This is a genomic window from Leisingera caerulea DSM 24564 (assembly GCF_000473325.1).
Taxonomy (GTDB): Bacteria; Pseudomonadota; Alphaproteobacteria; order Rhodobacterales; family Rhodobacteraceae; genus Leisingera; species Leisingera caerulea.
Genome location: NZ_KI421513.1, coordinates 825,804 through 850,802, shown reverse-complemented (window position 1 = coordinate 850,802; position 24,999 = coordinate 825,804). Strand labels below are relative to the sequence as shown.

Here is a 24,999-nt window from a genome sequence, read left to right as displayed (position 1 = left end):
AGTTGGACATCATCTGGCTCAAGGATTTCGAGGCTTTGGTCGCGTGCAAGAATTTCTCGCGCGCGGCCGAAGAGCGCAATGTCAGCCAGCCGGCTTTCTCCCGCCGTATCCGGGCGTTGGAGAATGAGATCGGCGTGCGGCTGATCAACCGCGAGACCCTGCCGCTGACGCTGACCCCGGCGGGGGAGGTGTTCCTGTCCCAGTCCCGTATCATGCTGCGCACCTACGAGGAAACCATCGAGCGCTGCCAGACGATTGATGCGGCGGGCGAAAACGTGATCCGCTTTGCCGCTTCGCAGTCGCTTTACATGACGCACTACAAGACCCTGATTGCGCCCTTGGCGAGCGAAGGCGGGGTGGATACCGACCTTAACTCCACCTCCTGGGCCGCCGATCAGTTCGTCAGCGCTTTGCAGCAGGGCTATTGCGATGTGATCCTGACTTACTGGCACCCGTCGATGGATTTCCTGGGGCCGCTGGAGGTCGCAAATTTCGAATACCTGACCCTGTCGACCGACCGCTATGTGCCGGTCTCGCGCACCACGGCGGACGGCGCGCCGGAATTCGGGTTTGCGGCCGGCAGCAAGGACGCGGTGCCGCTGCTGTCCTATGGCGCGGTGTCCGCGCTGCGCTCGGTGCAGGAGTTTGCGCTGACCCAGTTGCTGTCCACGCAAAAGGTCTTTGTGGTCAATCAGAACGCGCTGGCCAACAGCGTCAAAGCGATGATTCAGGAGGGGTTCGGCATGGGCTGGCTGCCGCTGAGCCTGTGCCGCCAGGAGATCGCCTCCGGCCGGTTTGCCATCGTAGACGAGCGGCTGGGCACCGACCTTGAAATCCGCCTGTACCGCGACCCGCGCAGCACCAAGCAGACGCTGGATGTGCTGTGGAAGCAGCTGAAACGCTCCGCAATGAAAGCAGCCTGAACGCCGAAACAGGCGCCTGCGAGGGGAGCTGTGGTTCTGTCTTGCTAACGTATTGAAAACAACAAAGGCGCCCGAGGGCGCCTTGTTTTATTGGTCGGAGTGAGAGGATTCGAACCTCCGACCCCTGCCTCCCGAAGACAGTGCTCTACCAGGCTGAGCTACACTCCGACCGTGGAGGGCGAAATAGCTCAGGGCGCGGGGTTTGACAAGGGCGATTCCACAGAAAGATGCGGTTTTCGGGAATTCTTTTGTGCGGCTGCGGGCCCGGTGCCGGACGGCACGAAAAAGCCCCGCGCGGACAACCGGGCGGGGCTAGGAGTGTTCCGGAGAATGTCCGGGAAATCAGAGGCTTGCGTCCAGCGCAGCAACCACGGCGTCGCCCATCTGGCTGGTGGAGACCGGCTCCACGCCTTCGCTGGCCAAGAGGTCCGCGGTGCGCACGCCGTCGGCCAGCACCTTCTCGACTGCGGCTTCCAGACGGTCGGCCTCGGCACCCTGGTCGAAGCTGTAGCGCAGCGCCATTGCAAAGCTCAGGATGCAGGCGATCGGGTTGGCCTTGCCCAGGCCCGCGATGTCGGGGGCAGAGCCGTGCACGGGCTCATAGAGCGCCTTGGGACGGCCGTTTTCCATCGGCGCGCCGAGGGACGCGGAGGGCAGCATGCCCAGAGAGCCGGTCAGCATCGCGGCGCAGTCGGACAGGATGTCGCCGAACAGGTTGTCGGTCAGAATGACGTCAAACTGTTTGGGCGCGCGCACCAGCTGCATGGCGCCGTTGTCGGCGTACATATGGGACAGCTCGACCTCGGGGTAATCGGCGGCAACGCGGGTCACGACCTCGCGCCACAGGATGCCGGATTCCATCACGTTGGCCTTCTCCATCGAGCAGACCTTTTTATTGCGGCGCATCGCCAGCTCAAACGCGGACCGGGCGGCACGCTCGATCTCGGACTCGGTGTAACGCTGGGTATTGATGCCGACGCGCTCGTTGCCTTCTTCGAAGATGCCGCGCGGCTCGCCGAAGTAGACGCCGGAGGTCAGCTCGCGCACGATCATGATGTCGAGGCCCGCGACGATGTCCTTCTTCAGCGAAGAGAAGTCCGCCAGCGCATCAAAGCACTGCGCCGGGCGCAGGTTGGAATAAAGGTCCATTTCCTTGCGCAGGCGCAGCAGGCCGCGCTCGGGCTTCACCGAAAAGTCCAGGTCGTCATAGGCGGGGCCGCCGACGGCGCCGAGCAGCACCGCATCGACGTCCTGTGCCTTGGCCATGGTCTCATCCGCCAGCGGCTTGCCATGCTTGTCATAGGCTGCGCCGCCGACCAGATCCTCGCTCACATCGAACTGCAGGCCGCGCTTGTCGCCGAACCAGGTGATGATCTTGCGCACCTCGGTCATAACTTCGGGGCCGATCCCGTCGCCGGGCAGAATCAGAATCGATGGGTTGGGCATGGGGATCCTCCAAAAAAACAGCTGGCAAGGGCGTAGCGGGACAGCGGGGCAGGGTCAATAACGGCCCTTGGAAATAAAGGGGATTGAGGGGGATTTGCCTGCGCGATGAAGCTGTGGTGCGGCGGGTCAGTCGAGCAACAAATCCACCCAGACCAGCCGGTGGCGGCTGGCGGCGGTTGCGGCCGCATCCGGGGCATCGGGCCAGGCAATGCCGCTGCCGGCTACCGTCAGCCCGGCGGAGGGCAGCACATAGTCCACCCGCATCTGTCCAATGCCCTGCCAGTCAACCGTCGCGGTGCCTTGCGGGCTTTGCGGCTGCGGGTCCTGCAAGCGCGGGTCTGCCAGCAGGCTGCGGATCGCCTGTTTGCGGCCTTCGCCCTTTGCGGGGTCAAGATTGGCGTCGCCGGCAATGACAAAGGGCGCTTCTGGCACCGGCCCCAGCCGGCCGTCCAGCAGCAGCTGCCACAGTCGGATTTCGTCCTGGTTGCGCCTCCCGTTGCGGTCTTCCGGCCCGTCAAACACAGGCGGAGCAGCATGGAAGGTCATTACATTCAGCCGCCGCCCATCCGGAAGATCCACCGGCACCAGCCAATGCCCGGTGGAGGACAGCCGCTGCACGGCCTGCGCTTCTGGCGAGGGGAAGGGCCGGCCGTCCGGGTGCTGCGGCAGCAGCGCGTCCGGCAGGTCGCGCCACAGAAAGGCAGAAAAGTCCCGGATCCCCTCGTGGCTGACGGGCAGGCGCGACAGCAGCGCAATGCCGCCCTGGCCGCGGAACCGGCCATAGCCCTGGTTGTCGCGCGGCCCGCCGGCGCGGCCGTCGCCGTCCAGATCCAGCGGGGCGGGGGGCGGCAGCCCTGCATTGGGCTGCAAAGACACGCGGTACGGAAAGCTCAGGCCCTTGTCCGCCAGCCGACCAGCCAGCGCGGCGAGCGCCCGGCCTTCATAATCCCAGTCGATTCCTTGCAGCGCCAGCACGTCCGGCTGCACGGCGGCAATAACATCCGCAACGGCGGCTGCCTGCGGGTCTGTGCCGCGTTCGATGTCGCGCAGCAGCAGCCCTGGCCCGTCGCGTGACAGCTCTGTGTTGAAGGTCGCGATGCGCAGGGTTTCGGCCCGGCCTGTTGCAGCGGCGAGGGTCAGAAGGAGGCCGGCCGCCAGCTGCCTCATGCAGTCTGCAATGCCTTATCCGCATCGCTGCAGGCGGCGCGGCGCTTTTGCGCGATCAGACCGGCAATGCGCAGCATCGCCAGGCCGCGCATGATCATTGAGGCCGGCATCAGCGCCCAGGCGCTGATCGCCCAGATCAGCATGTGCGGTGCGGCCAGTATTCCAGGATCCACCAGGCCGGATGTGAGCTTGACCGCGGCGGGCAGGGCGAAAGGCAGCAGCACGCCGCCGACGATATTGATCCGCCCGTCCCGCTGCAGCCGCTGCACCACATCGCCACCGGCGGTAGGATCGAACAGCGGCAGGTTGACCCATACATTGAAGGCGCCATTGCCCACCGGCCAGTTCCCGATCCGGATCACCAGCGCAAAGACGGCGATCGCGATGCCGGCAATCGAACAGGCCAGCCCGGCGGCGTCGCGCACCATCAGCACCGTGGCCTCGGAAATCTGCGGCGGCATCATCAGCACCGCCAGTTGCACCGGCGAGTAGGCAAAGTCGAGCTGGCCGCCCAGCCAGCCGCCCAGCCGCTGCACCAGGGCCGTCAGCCCGGTCGGGGCCAGCGGATGCGCTGCCAGCAGGCTCAGCGCGCCGACGGTGACGGCAACAGCGGCAAAGCGCATGCGGTTGATCGGCGGAGCATTGCGGAATTCCACGAAGCTGGGGAAGTGCGAGGCGTATTCGCTGAAGGCCAGGGCCGAGCCCAGCAGAGCGATAAACAGGATGATCTCGGGCGACTCGGTGGCGGATGCCGGCAGAATCAGCGTCGGCATCGCAAACAGCATGGCCACCAGTATGCCGCGGAACGCCGCGCCTGTGATGCGTGCAAACACGTCTTTGTTTCCCTTCGACCGGCGCGGGCGTTTTCGCCTCTGTGTCCGGCTTTTAAGCCCCCCCGGTAGGGTTCGGGGTGCTCTGCCTCATTTTTGCCCTGATGGTGCCGGTTGGCGGTATTCCGCTCAAGGCCCGGCAGTGCGGCAGGGGGTACTTTGACCGCGGGACTGGTGCGGGATTGCATCAGCGCTTTGGGGGTGTAAGCGGAGGTTCGCGGGCGCGCTACCATATGCTGTAGTTTGGAAAATTGGCGGCACAAGGCTGGCGCGCCTGCTGACGTGCGGTGCGAATCTAGCGGGGCCGAAAAATGAAAGAGCCGCCCGGGCGGGCGGCTCCAATGAGTCTCAGTTTCAGGGCAAAGGGTCAGACCCAAGGACGCTCCTGCGCAGCCCTTGACTCGAAGGTTTTGATCGAATCGGCCTTTTCCAGGGTCAGGCCGATATCGTCAAGACCATTCAGAAGGCAATGCTTCTTAAAGGGGTCCACGTCGAACTTGATCACTTCGCCGTCCGAGGTGGTGATCTCCTGCGCTTCCAGGTCCACGGTCATGCGGGCGTTCTCGCCCTTCTCCGCGTCGGCCATCAGGACGTCGACCTGCTCCTGCGGCAGCACGATCGGCAGGATGCCGTTCTTGAAGCTGTTGTTAAAGAAGATGTCCGCAAACGAGGTCGAGATGATGCACTTGATGCCGAAATCGGCAATCGCCCAGGGCGCGTGCTCACGGCTGGAGCCGCAGCCGAAGTTGTCGCCCGCCACCAGAATCTCGGCGTTGCGGTACTGCGGCTTGTTCAGCACGAAATCCTCGATCTCGGTGCCGTCGCGGTTATAGCGCATCTCGTCGAACAGGTTCTTGCCGAAACCGGTGCGCTGAATGGATTTCAGGAACACCTTCGGGATGATCATGTCGGTGTCGATGTTGACCAGCGGCATCGGTGCAGCAACGCCTTGGATCTTTGTGAACTTTTCCATGCTTCTGGCTCCTTACATCAGCTCGCGCACGTCGGTCAGCTTGCCGGTCAGGGCAGCGGCGGCAGCCATGGCAGGGGACACCAGGTGGGTGCGGCCCTTATAGCCCTGGCGGCCTTCGAAGTTCCGGTTCGAGGTTGCAGCGCAACGCTCGCCCGGGGCCAGCTGGTCGGGATTCATCGCCAGGCACATGGAGCAGCCCGCAAGGCGCCACTCGAAACCGGCATCCTGAAAGATCTCGGCCAGGCCTTCTTCCTCGGCCTGCGCCCGCACCAGGCCGGAGCCCGGAACGATCATGGCGCGCATGCCGTCCTTGATCTTCTTGCCTTTCACAACCTCAGCCACGGCGCGCAGGTCCTCAATGCGGCCGTTGGTGCAGGAGCCGATGAACACGGTGTCGATTTCGATGTCGGTGAGCTTCTGGCCGGGGGTCAGCCCCATGTACTCGATCGAGCGGCGCGCCGCCTCGACCTTGCCGCCGCTGAAATCCTCGGGGTTCGGCACGACGCCGGTGATCGGCAGCACGTCTTCGGGCGAAGTGCCCCAGGTCACGACTGGCTGGATGTCCTCACCCTTCAGAGTGATCACCTTGTCGAAATGCGCGCCTTCGTCGGTGTACAGCGTCTTCCACCAGTTCAGCGCCGCTTCCCACTGGGCGCCCTTCGGGGCGTGCGGGCGGCCTTTGACATATTCAAAGGTGGTCTCGTCCGGCGCGATCAGGCCTGCGCGGGCGCCGCCTTCGATCGCCATGTTGCAGACGGTCATGCGGCCTTCCATCGACAGATCGCGGATCGCTTCGCCGCAGTATTCGATGACATAGCCGGTGCCGCCGGCAGTACCGGTTTCGCCGATCACGGCCAGGGTGATGTCCTTGGCGGTGACGCCCGGCTTCAGCTTGCCGGTGATCTCCACCTTCATGTTCTTGGACTTCTTCTGGATCAGCGTCTGAGTGGCCAGCACGTGCTCCACCTCAGAAGTGCCGATGCCATGTGCCAGCGCGCCGAAGGCGCCATGGGTGGCGGTGTGGCTGTCGCCGCAGACCACGGTCATGCCGGGCAGAGTCCAGCCCTGTTCCGGGCCGACGATGTGCACGATGCCCTGGCGGACGTCATCCACCGGGTAGTAATGCACGCCGAATTCCTTGGCGTTCTTGTCAAGCGCCTCCACCTGGATGCGGCTTTCCTCGTTTTCGATGCCTTTGGCACGGTCCAGCGTGGTCGGCACGTTGTGGTCCGGCACCGCGATGGTCTTTTCGGGCGCGTGCACCTTGCGGCCGGCCATGCGCAGGCCTTCGAACGCCTGCGGGCTGGTCACTTCGTGGACCAGGTGGCGGTCGATATAGAGCAGGCAGGTGCCGTCCTCTGCTTCATGCGCAACATGCGCATCCCAGATCTTGTCATAGAGTGTCTTGGGGGACATGGGTCCTCTCCCGTGATGTATTGGGTATGCTGGCTTAGGGCTGGGCAGGCACCTTATAGGCGCGCCAGGACCGTGCGGGCGGCGCCAAAGAACCGCTCGCGCAGGCGGGCGCGGTCTTGCAGTTCGATCTTTTGGGCCAATACGAGGGTCATGGCTGTCAGATACATCCGCTGGGGCCGGCAATCAAGATTCGTTCTCCGTTGCACGGCCGGCAGGCCTGGAACCGGACGTGTGCCGCCGCGCCGCTCTTTGCTTTCAGGGTGTGTTCTTGATCAAAACCTGCGGGGACGGCAGACTGCAGGAAAAAGGGGGCGTGATGGAGCCGGAAGAGCAGACCCAACCCAAGGACGCGCTGGCGGAAAGCGCCGCTGAAGCGATCGAGCTTGGACAGCAGCTTTGGGAATTCGCCGCCGGCGGCATCGAACTGCTGCTAAGACCCTGGAACGCCTATCAGGTGGGGATCGGGGTGGCCCTCTTTGTGCTGGCGACCCTGATCGCGCGGCCGATCAGCCAGGCGTTTCACAACTGGTTGCGCGCACGTGAAGGCTGGCCGCGCTGGCGGATGCGTTTGGGGCTGGTGGTGCACAAGCGGATCCGCGGGGTCTTGTTCGTGGTGCTGATCTGGACAGTTGTCCTGATCATGCAGGAGGCCACCTGGCCCAGCCGTTCCCGCTTGCTGGCGGTGGCCGCCAACCTGTCGCTGGCCTGGCTGATCGTCTCCTTTGCCACCCGGCTGGTCGGCAACCCGCTTTTGCGCAACATTGTGAAATACGGCGCATGGGTTTGGATCACCCTGCGCATCCTGGGGATCACACAGGAGGCCACCGCGCTGCTGGACAGCATCGCCATTGACTTCGGCGACCTGAGAATCTCGCTGTTTCTGGTGGTTCAGGCGGTTGTCATCCTCGGGGTGATGCTGACGCTGGCACGGGTGATTTCCCAGATGGCGGCAAACCGGATCCGCTCCAACTCTGAGATTTCCCCTTCAATGCAGGTGCTGGGGGCCAAGCTGGCCCAGATCCTGCTGTTCGGCGGCGCGTTCTTCATCGGTCTGAAGGCCATCGGCATCGACCTGACCGGGCTGGCGGTGCTGTCCGGCGCCATCGGCGTGGGCCTTGGCTTCGGCCTGCAGAAGGTGGTGTCGAACCTGGTGTCCGGCCTGATCATTCTGCTGGATAAGTCGATCAAGCCGGGAGACGTGATTTCGCTGGGCGAAACCTTCGGCTGGATCAACTCGCTGGGCGCCCGGTATGTTTCCGTCGTAACCCGCGACGGGCGGGAGTATCTGATCCCGAATGAGGATCTGATCACCACTCAGGTGGTGAACTGGTCGCATTCGGACAGATTTGTCCGCCTGGACCTGACCTTTGGCACCGCCTACGGCGATGATCCCCACAAGGTCCGTAAAATCGCGATTGAAGCGGCTTCCAGCGTCAACCGGGTGCTGCAGTACGGCAGCAAGAAGCCGGTTTGCCACATCACCGGGTTTGGCGACAGCAGCGTCGATTATGTGCTGCGGTTCTGGATCGACGATCCCACCGGCGGGCTGACCAATATCCGCGGCAACGTCTTTCTGGCGCTGTGGGATTCGTTCCAGGCGCAGGGCATCTCAATCCCGTTCCCGCAGCGCGAGGTGCGGATGCTGAACGACCCGCTGCCGGTCAGGGTTGCACCTGAGGGAAATGAGGAGTAAAGCCCATGGCTTGCATCGCCAGAGCGGGGTTTCATTGAAAATTCACCAACTGGTTGCTACATTATTAACAGGCCCGGCGCCGGGGCTTGGCGGCGCGTTGCAAGGAGGACTATGTCCTGTCACCCGTACCTCAAGCGGCAGGTGCCGCTGTTAATGGGGCAGCCGTGATGGCCGCCCAGTCCCAGCCCACCAGCGAACAGCTGCTGGAGCGGATTCTCTCCTCACTCAGCGATGACAAAGCCGAAGATGTTGTGCAGATCGACCTGCGCGGCAAGACCTCGATCGGCGACTATATGGTGCTGGCGTCCGGCCGCTCCACCCGCCAGGTTGCGGCAATGTCGGAAAAACTGATGGACCGGCTCAAGCAGGAGTTCCGGATCAGCTGCAAGGTCGAAGGCAAGGATGCAGGCGACTGGGTGCTGATCGACACCGGCGATGTGATCGTCCATCTCTTCCGCCCGGAAGTGCGCGAGTTCTACCAGCTTGAGAAGATGTGGATGCCCGCAGGTGCCGAGTCTGCTCCGGCAACTCCGGCAGCCGAGGATTGATCCCAGGCTGAATAGATGCAGGCCCGCGCGCAGGGTGCGGGCCGGATTGCTTCAGGAATTTCATGCGCCTGCATATCTGTGCGGCCGGCCGCTTGCGCTCTGGCCCGGAAAAATCCCTCATCGACGACTACCTGACCCGGTTCGACCGGACCGGCCGTGCGCTGGGCCTGGGGCCTGCGCGGGTGGTGGAGATCGAGGACAAGAAAAACGCAGGCATGGCCGCCGAGGCGGCGCTATTGCGCAAAGCGCTGCCCAAGGGCGCGGTGATCTGCACCCTGGATGAGCGCGGTAAGCTGCTGTCCTCGCCGGATTTCGCGGACAAGCTGGCCGGCTGGCGCGACAGCGGCCGCCAGGACCTGGCGCTGATCATCGGCGGCGCGGACGGGATCGACCCTTCGTTGCGGGCTGAGGCGGATTTTTCGATCTCCTTTGGCAAGATGGTGTGGCCGCACATGCTGGTGCGGGTGATGCTGGCGGAGCAGATCTACCGCGCTGCAACCATTCTGGCCGGCAGCCCCTATCACCGGGTGTGAGCCGTCTCACAGGGTGTGAATGCGCCTGGCAGGCGCATGCCTGCGGCGCGAGTTTTCTCAGAAAGGTGAAGTCACGGCAGGGTGAGGACGTACGTATCCCGGCCCCATCCGTCGACCAGGCAGCGGGCCTGGATCTGCACCTGAGTTGTGCCCTCCGGGATTTGCACACCGCTCAATGACCGGGTGAAGGGCTGCTCGTGCTCATGCGGATGCGCCAGCACCCGCATGCCCAGCTCTTTCCCGTCCATGTCCAGCACCCGCCAGCCGTCGGCATAATGCTCCCATCCGGTATCCGGGTGGGACAGGGTGGTATTGAAGGTCCAGCCGCCGCCGGATTGGCGGGCCGTGGTGTTTTCGATCACCGGCTCATCCGCAAGGGCGGGCAGGGCGGCGGTTGTCAGCAGGAGCGGCAGAAGCAGTTGTTTCATGCCCGCACCATATCTTTGCAGGCGGAGCGGCGCAGTCACGAAACCGTGTCCCCGTCGCTTTCCGGCGGGATGCGCATCAGGACCGCGCGCGAGTGCGAGGCAAATTCACGCCGGTAGAGGACGGCAAAGGTGATCACCGCTGCACCGGCCAGGGCCAACGCTCCCGCCAGCCAGGCCACCGCGGCCAAGGCGAAATAGGTTGCCCGCATGCCGCGGTTGAAGCTGCGCGCGGCACTGATGCTGATCTCAGCTGCCTGCGCGGCGCGCGGATAGGCCAGAGCATCCCCGCTGTCGTTCGGCACTGCCGCCATCACCACAGCGCAATAACCGAACAGCCGGTGGGACCAGACGAATTTCAGAAAGGCATTCGACAGGAACAGCAGCACCACCAGGATCTTCACCTCCCAGACAAAGGCCGGGGCGCTGTCCTGGATCAGGTCCTCAGCAACGCCCGCCAGCTGTTCTGTATTGCCGATCAGCGCCAGCCCGCCGCCAATGGCGATCATCGCCGCTGAGGCGAAAAAGGCGGTGGCCTGGCGCAGGTTGCCTGCCAGCTGGGCGTCAAAGATCCGCGGGTCGCGCTCTACCATCCGCTTCATCCAGTCGCGCCGGAAGTCCGCCATCAGCCAGGACACCGACGGCCGCCCCTTTGGCGGGTTCTCGATCCGCCAGCCGATCCACAGCCAGCTGGCGAGCAGCAGGGTCAGGGCGGCAAGGTCAAACAGGGAAAACTGTGCAAGGCGGGTGGTCCAGATCATGGCCAGACCCTAGCGCGGCAATCCGCCCCTTGCCAGATGCGATAAATTGGTAATATTATTTTACCAAAGAGGAGAGCCCCATGGAGATGCCATCCCCGAACCCCGCCATTCTGGCCCGCAAAGCGCGGATTGCTGAGCGGCTGCTGGCTGTGCTGCCCGCCGATGCGGTCATCCAGGATGAGATGGAGACCCGCGCCTATGAATGTGATGCGCTGACCGCTTATAAATGCCCGCCGCTGCTGGCGGTGCTGCCGCGCACCACGCAGGAGGTCTCAGACATTCTGCGCATCTGCCACGAGGAAGGCGTCCCGGTGGTGCCGCGCGGGGCGGGCACCTCGCTGGCGGGCGGGGCGCTGCCCACCGCGGATTGCGTGATCCTGGGCGTGGCGCGGATGAATGAGGTGCTGGAGACCGACTACGAGAACCGCATCATCCGGGTGCAGACCGGCCGCACCAATCTGAGCGTCTCCGGTGCAGTGGAGGAGGAAGAGTTCTTCTACGCGCCCGATCCCTCCTCGCAGCTGGCCTGTGCCATTGCCGGCAATATCGCGATGAACTCCGGCGGCGCGCATTGCCTGAAATACGGGGTGACGACCAACAACCTGCTTGGCGTGACCATGGTGATGATGGATGGCACCGTGGTGGAGATCGGCGGCGCCCATCTGGATTCGGGCGGGCTGGACCTGCTGGGTGTGATCTGCGGCAGCGAGGGGCAATTGGGCGTGGTGACGGAGGCCACCCTGCGCATCCTGCGCAAGCCGGAGGGAGCCCGCCCCGTTCTGATCGCCTTTGACAGCAATGAGGTGGCCGGCGCCTGTGTCAGCGACATCATCAAGGCAGGCGTGCTGCCGGTTGCCATCGAATTCATGGACCGTCCCTGCATTGAGGCCTGCGAGGCCTTTGCCAAGGCAGGTTACCCGATGTGCGAGGCGCTCCTCATTATCGAGGTGGAGGGCAGCCCGGCGGAGATTGATCACCAGCTTGGACTGATCATGGAGATTGCCCGGTCGCACAACCCGGTGGAGCTGCGCGAGGCCGGAGATGCGGATGAGGCCGCCCGCATATGGCTGGGCCGCAAATCCGCCTTTGGCGCCATGGGGCAGATCAACGATTACATGTGCCTGGACGGCACCATCCCGGTGTCCTCGCTGCCCTTTGTGCTGCGCCGGATCGGCGAGATGAGCCAGGAATTCGGTCTGGACGTGGCCAATGTCTTTCACGCGGGCGACGGCAACATGCACCCGCTGATCCTGTTCGATGCCAACAAGCCGGGCGACCTGGAGACCTGCGAGGCCTTTGGCGCCGAAATCCTGAAGCTGTGCGTCGAGGCGGGCGGCTGCCTGACCGGCGAGCATGGGGTGGGGATCGAGAAACGGGATCTGATGCTGCACCAGTACGATGAAACGGATCTGGAGGCGCAGCTGAAGGTCAAGGATGTGTTTGACCCCAAGTGGCTGCTCAATCCGGCCAAGGTGTTTCCGCTGTCGGTGACAGAAGGCCGGCGGGCGCCATTGGCAGCTGAATAACTGGGGGCTGGCCCCCAAACCCCCCCCAGAGTATTTCCGGAAAGATGAGAATGATGACACCAGGGAGCGAGGCAGAACTGGCCGAAGCCATCGCAGGCGCAAGCGGGCCGCTGTGCATTCAGGGCGGCGGCAGCCACGGGCTGGCTGTGGACGGGGATGTGCTGAGCACACGTGCCCTGTCCGGTATCGAGCTTTATGAGCCCGGCGCGCTGACGCTGGTGGTGAAGGCGGGCACGCCGGTTGCGGAGGTGGAGGCGCTGCTGGCCGCCCAGAACCAGCGGCTGGCATTTGAGCCGATGGACCACCGCGGGCTGCTGGGCACCGAAGAGGAGCCGACCATTGGCGGTGTGATTTCCGCGGGCATTTCCGGCCCCCGGCGCATCCAGGCGGGCGCGGCGCGCGATCACTTGCTGGGCGTTCGGTTCGTGGACGGGTCCGGCCAGGTGGTGAAGAACGGCGGCCGGGTGATGAAAAACGTGACCGGCTATGACCTTGTCAAACTTCTCTGCGGGGCACACGGCACGCTGGGAGTGCTGACGGAGGTATCGCTCAAGGTGCTGCCGCGGGCCGAGGCGGAGGCGACGGTGACGGTGGCCGGGCTCGACTTGCCGCAGGCAGTGCGGGCGATGTCAGCGGCGTTGGGTTCACCATATGACGTCACCGGCGCGGCCTATGACGCAGAGGCCGGTCAGGTGTGCATCCGGGTGGAAGGGTTTGCCGGTTCCACCGCCTACCGCAGCGGCAGGCTGGCGGAGATGTTGTCGCCCTTTGGCAAGGCCGAGGTGCAGGAGCAGGCCCAAGACCTGTGGCAGAGCCTGCGCGATGTCTCGGCCTTTCACGGGCGCGCGGGGGATGTCTGGCGGATTTCGGTGAAGCCCTCGGACGCGGCGGAACTGGCGCCGCAGCTTCAGGCGGAGGCGCTGCAATTCGATTGGGGCGGCGGGCTGATCTGGGCGCTGGTGCCGGAGGGCGCGGATCTGCGCGCAAGGATCAATGTGCCGGGTCACGCCACTCTGGTGCGGGCTTCGCAGGACACCCGCGCGCGGCTGGGCGTGTTCCAGCCGCAGCCAGCGCCTCTGGCAGCGATTTCCGAAGGGCTGCGGCGGCAGTTCGACCCGCGCGGCATCCTCAATCCGGGCTTAATGGGGTAAGACATGCAAACCACTTTCACCGAGCAGCAACTCCAGGACCCCGGCACCAAACGCGCCAATGAGATCCTGCGCACTTGCGTCCATTGCGGTTTTTGCACCGCGACCTGCCCGACTTATCAGGTGCTGGGCGACGAACTCGACAGCCCGCGCGGCCGGATCTATCTGATCAAGGACATGCTGGAGAATGAGCGGGTGCCGGACGCCAAGACCGTCAAGCATATCGACCGCTGCCTGTCCTGCCTTGCGTGCATGACCACCTGCCCCTCGGGCGTGCATTACATGCACCTGGTTGATCATGCCCGCGCTTACATTGAAAAACACTACGACAGGCCCTGGAGCGATAAGGCCCTGCGCTGGCTCTTGGCCCGCATCCTGCCCTATCCGACCCGGTTCCGGCTAGCGCTGATGGGCGCCAAGCTGGCCAGGCCTTTCAAGGGGCTGCTGCCCGATCCGCGGCTGCGGGCGATGCTGGACATGGCGCCGAAACACATCCCGCCGGTGAGCCGCAACGACGATCCGCAAAGCTTTGCCCCCGCAGTGCCGCGCAAAAAGCGCGTGGCGCTGATGACCGGCTGTGCGCAGAAGGCGCTGAACACCGATATCAACGACGCCACCATCCGCCTTCTGACCCGGCTGGGGTGTGAGGTGGTGGTGGCCAAGGGCGCGGGCTGCTGCGGTGCGCTGACCCACCATATGGGGCGCGAGGACGAAAGCCACGCCACCGCTGCCAAGAACATCCGCGCCTGGACGGCAGAGATGGACGGGCAGGGGCTGGACGCCATTGTCATCAACACCTCCGGCTGCGGCACCACGGTCAAGGAATATGGCCACATGTTCCGCAATGAGCCGCTGGCGGCGGATGCGGCGCGCGTCTCGGCCATTGCGATGGATGTCTCCGAACTGCTGATGCAACTGGAGCTGCCCGAGGGCGCGGACAAGGGGCTGACCGTGGCCTATCACGCTGCCTGCTCGCTGCAGCACGGGCAGCAGATCAAGACCCATCCGAAGACACTGCTGAAACGCGCAGGCTTCACCGTGGTGGAGCCCGCCGACAGCCATCTCTGCTGCGGGTCGGCTGGCACTTATAACCTGATGCAGCCGGACATTTCCGCCGAGCTGAAGGCGCGCAAGGTGAAGACGCTGGAGGCAAAGAGCCCCGACCTGATCGCGGCAGGCAACGTCGGCTGCATGATGCAGATCGGCTCCGGCACTGCGTTGCCCATCGTGCATACGGTGGAGCTTCTGGATTGGGCCACCGGCGGCCCGCAGCCGCCTGCGCTGACGGCGCCGGGCAAACGCGCGCCGGAGGTTCCAATACTGCGCTAAGTCTGCCTGCCGAAAGAATCGGGCTGCATTATCCGCAGGCTTGCCGTAATTTTGCCTGAACAGACCGATAATCTCCCAGCCGGTGGATAAGAGGAGACGCATGTGAGGCAGTGGATACTGGCCGCTCTGGCAGCGTTGCTGCCGGCTGCGGCGACGGCGCAGGACAGCCGTTTGCAGCGGATGGATACCCTGGATGCGGGCCGCAAATGGGAGGCTGTCGGGCGGCTCGACGTGAATGGCGAGGGTTTCTGCACCGGCGCGCTGATTGCCCCTGATCTGGTGCTGACCGCCGCGCATTGCCTCTATGACAGCCGCACCAAGGCGCCGATCGACCCTGCCACCATCGAATTCCGGGCCGGCTGGCGCAACGGGCGCGCCTCGGCCTACCGCAGCGTGCGCCGGGCGGTGCAGCATCCATCCTATATCTACGACGGGGAGCTTTCTACCAGCCGGGTGCGCAACGACATTGCCCTCCTGCAATTGCAGCGCCCGATCCGCAATACCACCGTGACACCGTTCGAAACCGATGAGCGCCCGCGCAAGGGGGCCAAGATCGGCGTCGTCTCTTATGCCCACGACCGGTCCGAGGCGCCGTCCCTGCAGGAAGTCTGCGCAGTGATGGCGCGGCAGGAGGGGGTGCTGGTGATGTCCTGCGATGTGGATTTCGGCTCTTCCGGCGCGCCGGTGTTTTCCTTTGAAGGCGGCTCTCCGCGGATTGTGTCGGTGATCTCCGCCAAGGCGGAGGTCAGCGGCGAGCGGGTCTCGCTCGGCTCCGCCTTGGCGGAAGAGCTGACGCTGTTGCAGGCGCAGCTGACCGGGGTCGCTACTGGCGGCCGCCTGCCGCCCGGAGTGGGGCGCGTGCGCGTGGGCGAGGGGCGCAGCTCCTCAGGCGCCAAGTTCATCAGGCAATGATCCGGCGGGCGCTGATAGCGGGTGTCGCCATGCTGGCCTGCGCTGGCAGCGCAATGGCGCAGGGCACTGGCCTCAGGCGCCTGACCGACCGCGATGACCTGCTGGGCTGGGAGGCCGTGGGGCGCCTGGAGCTGAACGGCCAGGGGTTCTGCACCGGCACATTGATCGCGCCGGATCTGGTGCTGACCGCTGCGCATTGTGTCTATGACCGGAACAGAACTCTGCGCCCGGCAGAGCAGATCGCTTTCCGCGCCGGGTTGCGCGACGGGGTGGCGATTGCCGAACGACGGGCGCTTCAGATCGCCGCGCATCCGGGCTTCAATCCGCAAACACGCCTTAATATGGAAAACATTCGCCATGATGTGGCGCTGGTCCGGCTGGCGGAACCCATCCTCAGCGGCGAGGCCGACGCCTTTGCCCTGCACACGGGCCGGGAGTACGGCAGCGGCATTTCGGTGACCTCCTATGGCCAGGGCCGCGCCGAGGCGCTGTCGCGGCAGCGCGCGTGCAACCTGATGGGCGAGCATCAGGACGTGCTGATGATCGACTGCAACGTCACTTTCGGCTCCTCCGGTGCGCCGGTGTTTTCCCAGGTGGGCGGGCGCGGGCGCATCCTGGCTCTAGTGTCCGGCGGCGGCACTTACCGCGGCAAGCAGGTGGCGTTCGGTATGAAACTGCCGCAGCGGGTGGCCGAGCTGAAGGCCCAGCTGCGGCGCAATCCGGTGGCCGCGCCGGGCCGCCGGATCAAGCGTATCCGGGTCGGCGGCGGCAGCTCTGCCGGCGGCGCGAAATTTGTGCGCCCGGGCGGCTGACAGCCCCCTTGAAGCCGTAATTTCGCTTCCTATCTCAGGACTATCCGGGCAGCCGCTGAATGGGGCCCGGGTTATTCCAGCCTGTCCCCGCGGGGAAGGCGTCCTGAAATCGCTCATGAATGAGGATGGAAAATGCGTACCTTTGATTTTACACCGCTGCACCGTGCAACCATCGGCTTTGACCAGATCGCCAACCTGATGGACCGCGCCCTGAGCGCCGATGCCGCCCAGTCCAGCTACCCGCCCTACAACATCGAAAAGACCGACGCCGACAGCTATCGCATTTCGATTGCCGTCGCCGGTTTTGCCGAGGAAGACCTGAGCGTCGAAGTCAAGGAAAACGCCTTGGTTGTCGCGGCCAAAAAGGCCGAAGACGGCGAAGAGCGCACCTTCCTGCACCGCGGCATCGCAACCCGCGCCTTTGAACGCCGGTTTACCCTGGCCGACCATGTGCGCGTGACCGGCGCCAGCCTGGAAAACGGCATGCTGCATATCGATCTGCACCGCGAGGTGCCGGAGGCGCTGAAACCGCGCCGGATCGAAATCTCCTCCTCCCGCCCGGCCCGTCCCGAGATCGAGGCCAAAACGGTCAACTGATCCCGCGGACTCCGGTCCGAGCGCATACGCCCCCCGGTTCTGCCGGGGGGCATTTTTTGTGCCAGGTGGCCTGCCGCGGGCGCTGGACGCGCCTGCGTGTCTGGGGCTCAAGCAATTCTTAGCCTTTTGGGCGCACTGTTGAGGGGAAGAAAAAATTTGCACCGGCGCTGTTTCCGCCTGCAGCAGGCACCGCGGCGGGCACGCCTGGTGCCTTGGTTTGGTCTCGGTGAATTGGCGGTTTGATGACCCCTCAGGAAATTCAGAATGTTCAGCAGAGCTTTGCCGGGGTTTTTGCCCGCAAGGCGGATCTGGCGGAACGGTTTTACGTGCATCTGTTCACCCGCATACCGCAGGCGCGCGGCATGTTCCGGGGCAATTTTGTGAAGCAGAAGGCGATGCTGACGGCGATGATTGCCGCCTGTGTGCGCAATCTGGACGATCCAGCGGCGCTGGCAGAACTTAGCGCGCGCCTGGTTCAGGACCACGCGCATCTGGATCTGGGCGCGCGGGAGAGCGAAGTGGCAAAGCGGGCGCTGATTGCCGCTTTGCGCGATGTTCTGGGACCGGCACTGGACCCGGAGACGGAAACCGCCTGGGCCAGCGCCATCAGCAGGGTGGCCGGGACGATGGACCGGCATTGATCTGCTTCTGCTGCCGGCGTTACGGGGTCAGACCGACATGCAGATGTATTTCATCTCCAGGTAGTCCTCGATGCCGTGGTGGCTGCCTTCGCGGCCCAGGCCGGACTGCTTGACGCCGCCGAACGGTGCCACTTCGGTGGAGATGATGCCGGTGTTCACCCCGACAATCCCGTATTCCAGCGCTTCGGCCACCTTGTAAACGCGGCTCAGATCGTTGGCATAGAAATAGGACGCCAGGCCGAAGATGGTGTCATTGGCCATCGCGATCACCTCGTCCTCGTTCTCGAACTTGAACAGCGGCGCAAGCGGGCCAAAGGTCTCCTCGTTGGCAAACGCCATGTCCTGGGTCGCGCCGGTCACGACGGTCGGCTGGAAGAAGGTGCCGCCCAGCTCCGACGGGTTGCCGCCCAGGATCACTTCGCCGCCTTTGGAGGTGGCGTCGGCGATATGCTCCTCGACCTTTTCCACCGCGTCCTTGGTGATCAGGGGGCCGAAATCCGTGCCGTCTTTCAGCCCGTCGCCCACCGTCATCTTCTCCAGGGCCGCTTTCAGCTTTTCCGCAAAGGCATCGTAAACGCCAGCCTGCACAAAGATCCGGTTGGCGCAGACGCAGGTCTGGCCGTTGTTGCGGAATTTGCACATGATCGCGCCTTCGACCGCGGCGTCCAGATCCGCGTCGTCGAACACGATGAAGGGCGCATTTCCGCCCAGTTCCATCGAGCATTTCATCACCTGCTCGGAGGCTTGCTTCAGCAGGATGCGGCCCACTTCGGTGGAGCCGGTGAAGGTCAGCTTGCGCACCGCCGGGTTCTCGCAGAACTCCTTGCCCACATCGGAGGAACGCGAGGACGGCACCACGTTGAACACGCCCGCCGGAATGCCCGCGCGCTCGGCCAGCACCGCCAGAACAATGGCGGACAGCGGCGTCTCTGCCGCCGGGCGCGCAACGAAGGAGCAGCCCGCCGCCAGCGCCGGACCCGCTTTGCGGGTGATCATCGCGTTGGGAAAGTTCCACGGCGTGATCGAAGCGGCGACGCCGATCGGCTGCTTGATCACGGTGATGCGCTTGTCGCGCTGGTGGCCGGGGATGGTCTCCCCGTAGATCCGCTTGGCTTCTTCGGCGAAGAACTCCACGAAGGAGGCGCCATAGGCAACCTCGCCGCGCGACTCAGCCAGCGGCTTGCCCATTTCGGCGGTCAGGATCACCGCCAGATCCTCCTGGTTCTCCATCATCAGGTCGAACCATTTGCGCAGCACATTGGCGCGCTCCTTGCCGGTCCATTTGGCCCAGTCCTTTTGTGCGGTTTCGGCCTGGGCAATGGCGCCCGCCACCTGGGCGCGGCTGACATCCGCGACCTTGGCAATCACGTCGCCGCGGGCCGGGTTGGTCACGTCAAAGGTGTCCTCGCCCTCGACAAACTGGCCGCCGATATAGGCGCGCGTCTCCAGCAGGCTGGGGTCGTTTAGCAGGGATTTCAGGTCAGTGGTTGCATCAAGCATTGCGGGCCTCCCAGGGGTTCTGTCACTGAAATGCAAATCAGCTGTGCCTTGATATGTCCAGACAGAACGATAAGTCCAGAATTTGATCAAATTTTCCGGCCAAGAGTCCGGGGAATGGAATTTTCCGCAGGGCAATTTGACATGTCCTGTGCGAGACTGTCAGGTAGCCGCAAAGAACAAAATTAAAGGGGAGACTGGGCATGGAATTGGATGATGCCTATGCCAACGGGGCTTATATCGAGAATGCAGAGGCGTACCCGCCGCGCTGGGCTGCCTCAGCCGAGGATTTCCGCAACAGCCTGCATGAGCGCGCCCGGCTGGACATCCCCTATGGCGAGGGGGCGCGGCAGCGCTTCGACTTGTTTCTGCCGGAAGGCACGCCCAAGGGGGTGTTTGTCTTTGTGCACGGCGGCTACTGGCTGGCCTTCGACAAAAGCTCCTGGTCGCATTTGGCACGCGGCGCGATTGCGCATGGCTGGGCGGTGGCGATGCCGTCTTATGACCTGTGCCCGGATGTGCGGATCGCCGATATCACCCGCCAGATCGCCGCGGCGGTGACGCGGATCGCGGCAGAGGTGGACGGCCCGATTGCGCTGGCCGGCCATTCGGCGGGCGGGCATCTGGTGGCGCGGATGCTGGACAAGGCGCTGCTGCCGGCAGAGGTGGGGGAGCGGATCAAGACGGTGATCCCGATCTCGCCGCTGGCGGATCTGCGGCCGCTTCTGCGGACGTCGATGAACCAGAAGTTCCGGATGGACTCGGCAGCGGCAATTGCAGAAAGCCCGGTGGATATGACGGACCGCTATCCGGCGGAGGTCACGGTCTGGGTTGGCGGCGAGGAACGTCCGGCGTTTCTGGATCAGGCGATCTGGCTGGTGGAGGCCTGGGAGGCGGATCACGTGATCGCCTTTGGCAAACACCATTTCAACGTGATCGACCAGCTGGGGGATCCCGAAAGCGACCTGGTCGCGCTGATCGTGAATTAAACGCGCATTGGCTGGCGGAAGCGCCCGCCGCGGCACATTGATCCCGAATTGAAGCTTTATGTCCGGCCGGCCGGCCGGGCAGCGCCCGACCCTCCCTCACGGGGAGGGCGTTTTCAGCTCCCGCCCCGAGGCTCGGGCGCTGCCCTCTCTGCGATGCGGCCATCGGCGGAAAAATCTTCTTGCCAGAATCCGGTTTCCGCCGCATCTTCCGCGCAAGGGCCAGGCGATGGCGTCGCCGCATGGGATACATGGTGCCCCCACATTCCAAAACTGTCCTGAACGCCGGGACCTTTCTTGTAAGAAGGAAGGGTCTGATATGACTGCACGTCCTGAAATGTACCGTTTTCACAATGGTGAAAAAGCGCCGCTGCAATTTGCTGTCTCCGAGTACGAGGCGCGGATTGCCGGCCTGCGCAAGATCATGGCCGACACCGGGGTGAGCGCTGCCGTCTTCACCTCGATGCACAACATCTCCTACTACTCGGGCTTCACCTATTGCGCCTTTGGCCGGCCCTACGGCCTGGTGGTGACCGGGACCGAGGCAGTTACCATCTCAGCAGGTATCGACGCGGGCCAGCCCTGGCGCCGCTCATTCTGCGACAACATCACTTATACCGACTGGCAGCGCGACAATTTCTGGCGTGCAATCAAGACTGTAAGCGGCGAGGGCGCGGTTGTCGGCTATGAAAGCGACCACCTGACGCTGCTGCAGAAGGGCAAGCTGGAAGCGTTCCTGAATCCGTCCAAACTGGTCGATCTTTACTTGCCGACCATGGAGCAGCGGATGCGCAAATCGGCGGCCGAGATCGAGATCATACGGGCCGGTGCCGCAGTGGCAGACGTGGGCGGCTTTGCGATCCGCGATGCGGTCAAGGAAGGGGTGCGCGAGATCGACGTGGCGATGGCCGGGCGTGACGCGATGGAGCTGGAGATTGCCAAGCGCTTCCCGGATGCCGAGTACCGGGACACCTGGGTCTGGTTCCAGTCCGGCATCAACACCGACGGCGCCCACAACCCGGTCACGGGGCGCACTCTTCAGCGCGGCGATATCCTGTCGCTGAACACCTTCCCGATGATCTCCGGCTATTACACCGCGCTGGAGCGGACCATGTTCGTCAAGGAAGTGGACGCCGAGAGCCTGAAGATCTGGGAGGCCAACGTGGCGGCCCATGAATACGGCATCTCGCTGCTGCAGCCGGGCGCCAGCTGCGCTGACATCACCCATAAGATCAATGCCTTCTTCGAAGAACGCGACCTGCTGCAGTACCGCACCTTCGGCTATGGCCATTCGTTCGGCGTGCTGTCGCACTACTATGGCCGCGAGGCCGGGCTGGAGCTGCGCGAGGACGTCGACACGGTGCTGGAGCCGGGCATGGTGATCTCAATGGAGCCGATGCTGACCGTTGCCGAGGGCAACCCCGGCGCGGGCGGGTACCGCGAGCATGACATCCTGGTGATCCATGAGGATGGCAACGAGAACATCACCAAGTACCCTTACGGGCCGGAGTTCAACGTGGTCGGCTGAGCCGCGGCGCGGGCGGGGTGCTCCCGCCTGCTCATGGCCTTCCGGCGGGAGGCCTTCACAGTTGGGCGTGGCACCGTGCGATGCACGGTGCCCTTTTTTTCAGGGGGCACCGCCTGTACACTTCCCGTGCACCCCCTGTGCACCTCCAGCGCACTGGCTGGCTGCAGGATCTGCAAATATTGCACCTGAGCTGCTCTTGGGGCATACGTGCGCAACGGTTACAATAGCCGCCTAGTTTGCCCCAAGGTTTACCTTTGCGCCGCGGCCTCTCCAGCGCCTCGCGAGGAAGAAAGTGCCACCGCCATGTATGACGCTCCGGAAAAGAAAAAATCCGAATTTGCGCTGATCCAGCTGATGCCGAACATGATGACCATCGGCGCCATCTGTGCGGGCCTGTCGGCGATCCGCGCGGCGGTTTACGGCAATTACACCCTGGCGGTGATGCTGATCCTGCTGGCCGCTGTGCTGGACGGGCTCGACGGACGGCTGGCGCGGGCGCTGCACAGCGAGAGCAAGATGGGCGCGGAGCTCGACTCGCTGGCCGATTTCCTGAACTTCGGGGTGGCGACGCCAATGGTGATCTATCTCTGGGCCCTGCAGGACGTGCGCGGCGTGGGCTGGATTTCGGTGCTGGTGTTTTCGGTCTGCTGCGTCGTGCGGCTGGCGCGGTTCAATGTCGGCAGCAAATCGGAGGAGGAGCCGAAGGGGCGCAGCGGCTATTTCGAAGGCATCCCGTCGCCCGCTGGGGCGTTTCTGGCGATGCTGCCGATGTTTGTCTCCTTTGCATTTGACGGGGCGATGGTGCTGCCGGAGCTGCTGATCTGCCTGCATATGGTGGTGGTCGGCCTGCTGATGATCAGCCACATCCAGACCTGGTCGCCCAAGGCGATGAAAATCTCCCGCGAGCATGTTAAGTACCTGCTGGTGGGGTTTGCCTTTATGGCTGCGGCACTGTTGACCTATGCATGGACGGTGCTGGTTGTGCTATGCGTCGGCTATGTTGTGATGGTGATTTGGGGGCTGGTTTCCAAGCCGAAGGACTAGCCCGAGACGTCCAAGGGGAGGGACGAATTGGATATCAAGGCAGTAGAGGAATCTTACGCGCGCTGGGCGCCGGTTTACGACAGGACCTTTGGCGCGGTGACGCGTTCGGGCCGCCGCCGGGCAACCCGCTATATTAATTCCCGCAAGGGCAAGGTGCTGGAGGTTGGCGTCGGCACCGGGCTGTCGCTGCAGCACTATGCGCCGCATCTGCAGGTGACTGGCATCGACTTCAGCCATGACATGCTGAAAAAGGCGCAGAGAAAAGTGCAGGAAATGGGGCTGAGCCAGGTGGAGGCGCTGCGCCAGATGGATGCGCGGCAGCTGGATTTCCCGGACAACTCCTTTGACACCGTGGCGGCGATGCATGTGCTGTCCGTTGTGCCTGAACCGGAGCGGGTGATGCGCGAGATTGCCCGGGTTCTGAAACCTGGCGGCAAGGTGGTGATCACCAACCATTTTAAGAGCGGCAAGGGGGTCCGGGCCTCGCTGGAGAAGCTCTCGGCGCCGCTTGCCAATGTGATTGGCTGGCATTCCGACTTTGCGCTGGAAACGGTGCTGCAGGAGGACGGGCTGAGCGTCGAGCAGCAGGAGAACATTCCGCCCTTCGGCATGATGACATTTCTGGTTCTGAGCAAACAGCAGACGATGTGACGCTGCTCCTTTTGCGCGAGACAGCCCCCGGTTCCGTTCAGGTTCGTCCGGGGGTTTTCTTTGTGCGGCCTCTCTGCAACAGTGACTTGGAAAGGGGCGGAATTACGCCGCCCAGGGGGATGTAAAATCCTTTTACATCCCCATATCCGGATCAGTTATTTGAGCGGGAGGAACGGATACTATGAGTGTTTCCCAATTTGACAGGATGGTGGAGGAGAGCCAGGAGAAGGTCCGGGACTCCCAGGCCAGGATCGAGGCGCTGACCTCGCGCATCGAAACTGCGCGCAGCAAGATCGAGGCGGGCGAGGATGCCAGCATCGACATCGAAAACGCCACGCTGGAAGACGTGCACGCGCATACCGAGGTAATGAACGCCAACATCGCCGAGCTGATCATGGGGCTGGATGATGTGACCGCGGCGTTCTCCAAGGACTTCGACGAGATGCGGTCGAAAACCGGCTGGGAGAGCTTTGTCGGGTTTTTCTCCAAAGGCAAATCGGACTCGATGCGCCAGGAGCGGATGCGCACCGCCAATATCGACGACAAGCTGCAGGACCTGATCGCCAAGTCGGACGTGATCGTGAAGCTCTTGGAGGGCCAGCTGGCCACCCTGGAAGATCAGCGGGAGAAGGTGCAGGTGAACTTGACCGCCACGCTGGACGACCGCGAGTTCACCGTGCAGGAGCTGGAGGGCGTTCGGGCTGAGATCGTGGCGCTGGATCCGCAGATTATCGAGCTGGAGAACAAGATCTCGGTCGAGCAGGACGCCGCCGCGCGCACCAAGCTGGAGACCGAACTGGCCGAGCTGAATGCGAAGTACAACGCGCTGGTGCAGGACGAGCAGGTGAAGCTTGCCAAGTCCCAGACGCTGGAGCGCTATATCGAGAAGGGCAAGACCTGGGTCGACAGCTTGCAGAACCAGGCGGCGACGCAGATGGTGCTGATCAACAAGCTGCAGACGGACACCCAGCAGCGGGTGGTGCTGTATGATGCGCTGACCAAATCGCTGAAGACCGCGCAGCAGCAGGACGTGGCGCACAGGATCAACGAGATCGGCGTGCAGACCGACAAGGAAGCCCAGACCGCAATGGCGGCGATCGGCACCGCGACCAACCAGAAGATGGCCGACATGCTGGAAGCGCATGAGGGCAACATGGTGTTCGCCCGCGACGTGCTGGAGAAGAAGGCCAAGGCGGATGAACGCTTTGCCCGCCGGTTTGCGGCGATTGTCGAGAAGCATGACAAGAACCTGTATGGGGGGTGAGCGGGTTGCGTTTTCCCTTGTTGCAAAACCCGAAAACCTGGCGTGACTGGTGGCTGGACTTGTGCTGTGCTGCTTTGGTCGTCGCGTTGCTTGCGGTATTTACAGAGCTTTCAAAGGCCATACTCCTCTCCGCGATGATAGGCAGCATGATAGGCACTGCACTTCATTTAAGATCGCGACTGGAAAGAGCTGAAAGCGGGAAATCTGGCAAAGGCGCCGGTTAAACTCAACGCCACGCAAAATGCCTCTACTCAGCTGGAGACGAATCTTGGCATTACACTTATTGAGAGACACAGGACGGCACCCGGCCGCGGGTGGGGGCGTAGCGCCCGCCCGGGGGGCGGCCGGG

Annotated in this window: 25 protein-coding genes and 1 tRNA gene; 16 read left to right on the top strand and 10 right to left on the bottom strand. The window is 63.7% G+C overall.

The features are described from left to right. The first annotated feature begins 2 nt into the window (after window positions 1–2). Window positions 3–923, top strand: coding sequence for a LysR family transcriptional regulator (locus CAER_RS0111380; protein ID WP_027235480.1), 921 nt, complete (start codon window positions 3–5; stop codon window positions 921–923). A 91-nt stretch (window positions 924–1,014) separates the two neighbouring features. Here the strand turns inward: CAER_RS0111380 and CAER_RS0111375 are convergent. From CAER_RS0111375 to CAER_RS0111345, 7 genes are all read right to left on the bottom strand, one after another. After that, window positions 1,015–1,091: transfer RNA gene (locus CAER_RS0111375), tRNA-Pro, on the bottom strand. 174 nt (window positions 1,092–1,265) lie between these two features. After that, window positions 1,266–2,369 (bottom strand): 3-isopropylmalate dehydrogenase, encoded by a 1,104-nt coding sequence (gene leuB, locus CAER_RS0111370; protein WP_027235479.1) that lies wholly within the window; start codon window positions 2,367–2,369, stop codon window positions 1,266–1,268. A gap of 126 nt (window positions 2,370–2,495) precedes the next feature. Continuing rightward, complete coding sequence (locus tag CAER_RS0111365) at window positions 2,496–3,536, bottom strand: endonuclease/exonuclease/phosphatase family protein (protein WP_027235478.1); 1,041 nt, start codon at window positions 3,534–3,536, stop codon at window positions 2,496–2,498. Continuing rightward, the gene (locus CAER_RS0111360) at window positions 3,533–4,369 is read right to left on the bottom strand and encodes a hypothetical protein (protein ID WP_027235477.1); all 837 of its coding nucleotides are present in this window, start codon (window positions 4,367–4,369) and stop codon (window positions 3,533–3,535) included. The genes CAER_RS0111365 and CAER_RS0111360 overlap by 4 nt, the downstream gene beginning before the upstream one ends. 364 nt (window positions 4,370–4,733) lie before the next feature. Next, complete coding sequence (leuD, locus tag CAER_RS0111355) at window positions 4,734–5,339, bottom strand: 3-isopropylmalate dehydratase small subunit (protein WP_027235476.1); 606 nt, start codon at window positions 5,337–5,339, stop codon at window positions 4,734–4,736. A 12-nt stretch (window positions 5,340–5,351) separates the two neighbouring features. Further along, window positions 5,352–6,755, bottom strand: a complete 1,404-nt coding sequence (gene leuC, locus CAER_RS0111350) for a 3-isopropylmalate dehydratase large subunit (protein WP_027235475.1) — start codon at window positions 6,753–6,755, stop codon at window positions 5,352–5,354. A gap of 53 nt (window positions 6,756–6,808) precedes the next feature. Beyond that, on the bottom strand, window positions 6,809–6,907 hold the full coding sequence (locus CAER_RS0111345; RefSeq protein ID WP_226429013.1) for an isopropylmalate isomerase: 99 nt from the start codon (window positions 6,905–6,907) through the stop codon (window positions 6,809–6,811). Window positions 6,908–7,071: 164 nt separating this feature from the next. Here CAER_RS0111345 and CAER_RS0111340 point away from each other — a divergent pair, with 164 nt between their 5' ends. The 3 genes from CAER_RS0111340 (at window position 7,072) to rlmH (ending at window position 9,529) form a co-directional block, all read left to right on the top strand. Beyond that, the gene (locus tag CAER_RS0111340; RefSeq protein ID WP_027235474.1) at window positions 7,072–8,448 is read left to right on the top strand and encodes a mechanosensitive ion channel family protein; all 1,377 of its coding nucleotides are present in this window, start codon (window positions 7,072–7,074) and stop codon (window positions 8,446–8,448) included. 167 nt (window positions 8,449–8,615) lie between these two features. Further along, window positions 8,616–8,996, top strand: a complete 381-nt coding sequence (gene rsfS, locus CAER_RS0111335; protein WP_027235473.1) for a ribosome silencing factor — start codon at window positions 8,616–8,618, stop codon at window positions 8,994–8,996. Window positions 8,997–9,058: 62 nt separating this feature from the next. Beyond that, entirely contained in the window at window positions 9,059–9,529 is a 471-nt protein-coding gene (rlmH, locus tag CAER_RS0111330; protein WP_027235472.1) for a 23S rRNA (pseudouridine(1915)-N(3))-methyltransferase RlmH, read from the top strand. Between the two features lie 71 nt (window positions 9,530–9,600). On the opposite strand, the gene CAER_RS0111325 is transcribed toward rlmH, so the two are convergent. Together CAER_RS0111325 and CAER_RS0111320 are read right to left on the bottom strand one after the other, a co-directional pair. Further along, window positions 9,601–9,957 (bottom strand): hypothetical protein, encoded by a 357-nt coding sequence (locus CAER_RS0111325; protein WP_027235471.1) that lies wholly within the window; start codon window positions 9,955–9,957, stop codon window positions 9,601–9,603. A 35-nt stretch (window positions 9,958–9,992) separates the two neighbouring features. Then, entirely contained in the window at window positions 9,993–10,715 is a 723-nt protein-coding gene (locus CAER_RS0111320; protein WP_027235470.1) for a DUF599 domain-containing protein, read from the bottom strand. An 80-nt stretch (window positions 10,716–10,795) separates the two neighbouring features. Here CAER_RS0111320 and CAER_RS0111315 point away from each other — a divergent pair, with 80 nt between their 5' ends. The 7 genes from CAER_RS0111315 (at window position 10,796) to CAER_RS0111285 (ending at window position 17,680) form a co-directional block, all read left to right on the top strand. After that, on the top strand, window positions 10,796–12,241 hold the full coding sequence (locus CAER_RS0111315) for an FAD-linked oxidase C-terminal domain-containing protein (RefSeq protein WP_027235469.1): 1,446 nt from the start codon (window positions 10,796–10,798) through the stop codon (window positions 12,239–12,241). A gap of 53 nt (window positions 12,242–12,294) precedes the next feature. Next, on the top strand, window positions 12,295–13,392 hold the full coding sequence (locus CAER_RS0111310) for an FAD-binding protein (RefSeq protein ID WP_027235468.1): 1,098 nt from the start codon (window positions 12,295–12,297) through the stop codon (window positions 13,390–13,392). Window positions 13,393–13,395: 3 nt separating this feature from the next. Then, window positions 13,396–14,718 carry a glycolate oxidase subunit GlcF gene (glcF, locus tag CAER_RS0111305; protein WP_027235467.1) on the top strand — a complete coding sequence of 441 codons (1,323 nt, stop codon included), beginning with the start codon at window positions 13,396–13,398 and terminating at the stop codon, window positions 14,716–14,718. A gap of 102 nt (window positions 14,719–14,820) precedes the next feature. Beyond that, a complete protein-coding gene (locus CAER_RS0111300; protein ID WP_027235466.1) occupies window positions 14,821–15,630 on the top strand; it encodes a trypsin-like serine peptidase in 810 nt (269 codons plus the stop codon). After that, entirely contained in the window at window positions 15,627–16,442 is an 816-nt protein-coding gene (locus CAER_RS0111295; protein ID WP_027235465.1) for a trypsin-like serine peptidase, read from the top strand. Before CAER_RS0111300 ends, CAER_RS0111295 begins: the two co-directional genes overlap by 4 nt. A gap of 132 nt (window positions 16,443–16,574) precedes the next feature. Next, complete coding sequence (locus CAER_RS0111290; RefSeq protein ID WP_027235464.1) at window positions 16,575–17,039, top strand: Hsp20 family protein; 465 nt, start codon at window positions 16,575–16,577, stop codon at window positions 17,037–17,039. Between the two features lie 242 nt (window positions 17,040–17,281). Further along, the gene (locus CAER_RS0111285) at window positions 17,282–17,680 is read left to right on the top strand and encodes a globin domain-containing protein (RefSeq protein ID WP_027235463.1); all 399 of its coding nucleotides are present in this window, start codon (window positions 17,282–17,284) and stop codon (window positions 17,678–17,680) included. A 27-nt stretch (window positions 17,681–17,707) separates the two neighbouring features. Here CAER_RS0111285 and CAER_RS0111280 read toward each other — a convergent pair whose 3' ends face one another. Then, complete coding sequence (locus tag CAER_RS0111280) at window positions 17,708–19,180, bottom strand: NAD-dependent succinate-semialdehyde dehydrogenase (protein ID WP_027235462.1); 1,473 nt, start codon at window positions 19,178–19,180, stop codon at window positions 17,708–17,710. A gap of 200 nt (window positions 19,181–19,380) precedes the next feature. On the opposite strand from CAER_RS0111280, the gene CAER_RS0111275 reads away from it, so the two are divergent. The 5 genes from CAER_RS0111275 (at window position 19,381) to CAER_RS0111255 (ending at window position 24,650) form a co-directional block, all read left to right on the top strand. Continuing rightward, a complete protein-coding gene (locus CAER_RS0111275; RefSeq protein ID WP_027235461.1) occupies window positions 19,381–20,166 on the top strand; it encodes an alpha/beta hydrolase in 786 nt (261 codons plus the stop codon). A 316-nt stretch (window positions 20,167–20,482) separates the two neighbouring features. Continuing rightward, window positions 20,483–21,691 carry an aminopeptidase P family protein gene (locus tag CAER_RS0111270; RefSeq protein WP_027235460.1) on the top strand — a complete coding sequence of 403 codons (1,209 nt, stop codon included), beginning with the start codon at window positions 20,483–20,485 and terminating at the stop codon, window positions 21,689–21,691. 303 nt (window positions 21,692–21,994) lie between these two features. Next, window positions 21,995–22,735, top strand: a complete 741-nt coding sequence (pssA, locus tag CAER_RS0111265) for a CDP-diacylglycerol--serine O-phosphatidyltransferase (RefSeq protein ID WP_027235459.1) — start codon at window positions 21,995–21,997, stop codon at window positions 22,733–22,735. A gap of 27 nt (window positions 22,736–22,762) precedes the next feature. Further along, on the top strand, window positions 22,763–23,386 hold the full coding sequence (locus CAER_RS0111260) for a class I SAM-dependent methyltransferase (RefSeq protein WP_027235458.1): 624 nt from the start codon (window positions 22,763–22,765) through the stop codon (window positions 23,384–23,386). A 181-nt stretch (window positions 23,387–23,567) separates the two neighbouring features. Continuing rightward, window positions 23,568–24,650 (top strand): hypothetical protein, encoded by a 1,083-nt coding sequence (locus CAER_RS0111255; protein WP_027235457.1) that lies wholly within the window; start codon window positions 23,568–23,570, stop codon window positions 24,648–24,650. Window positions 24,651–24,999 lie beyond the last annotated feature (349 nt).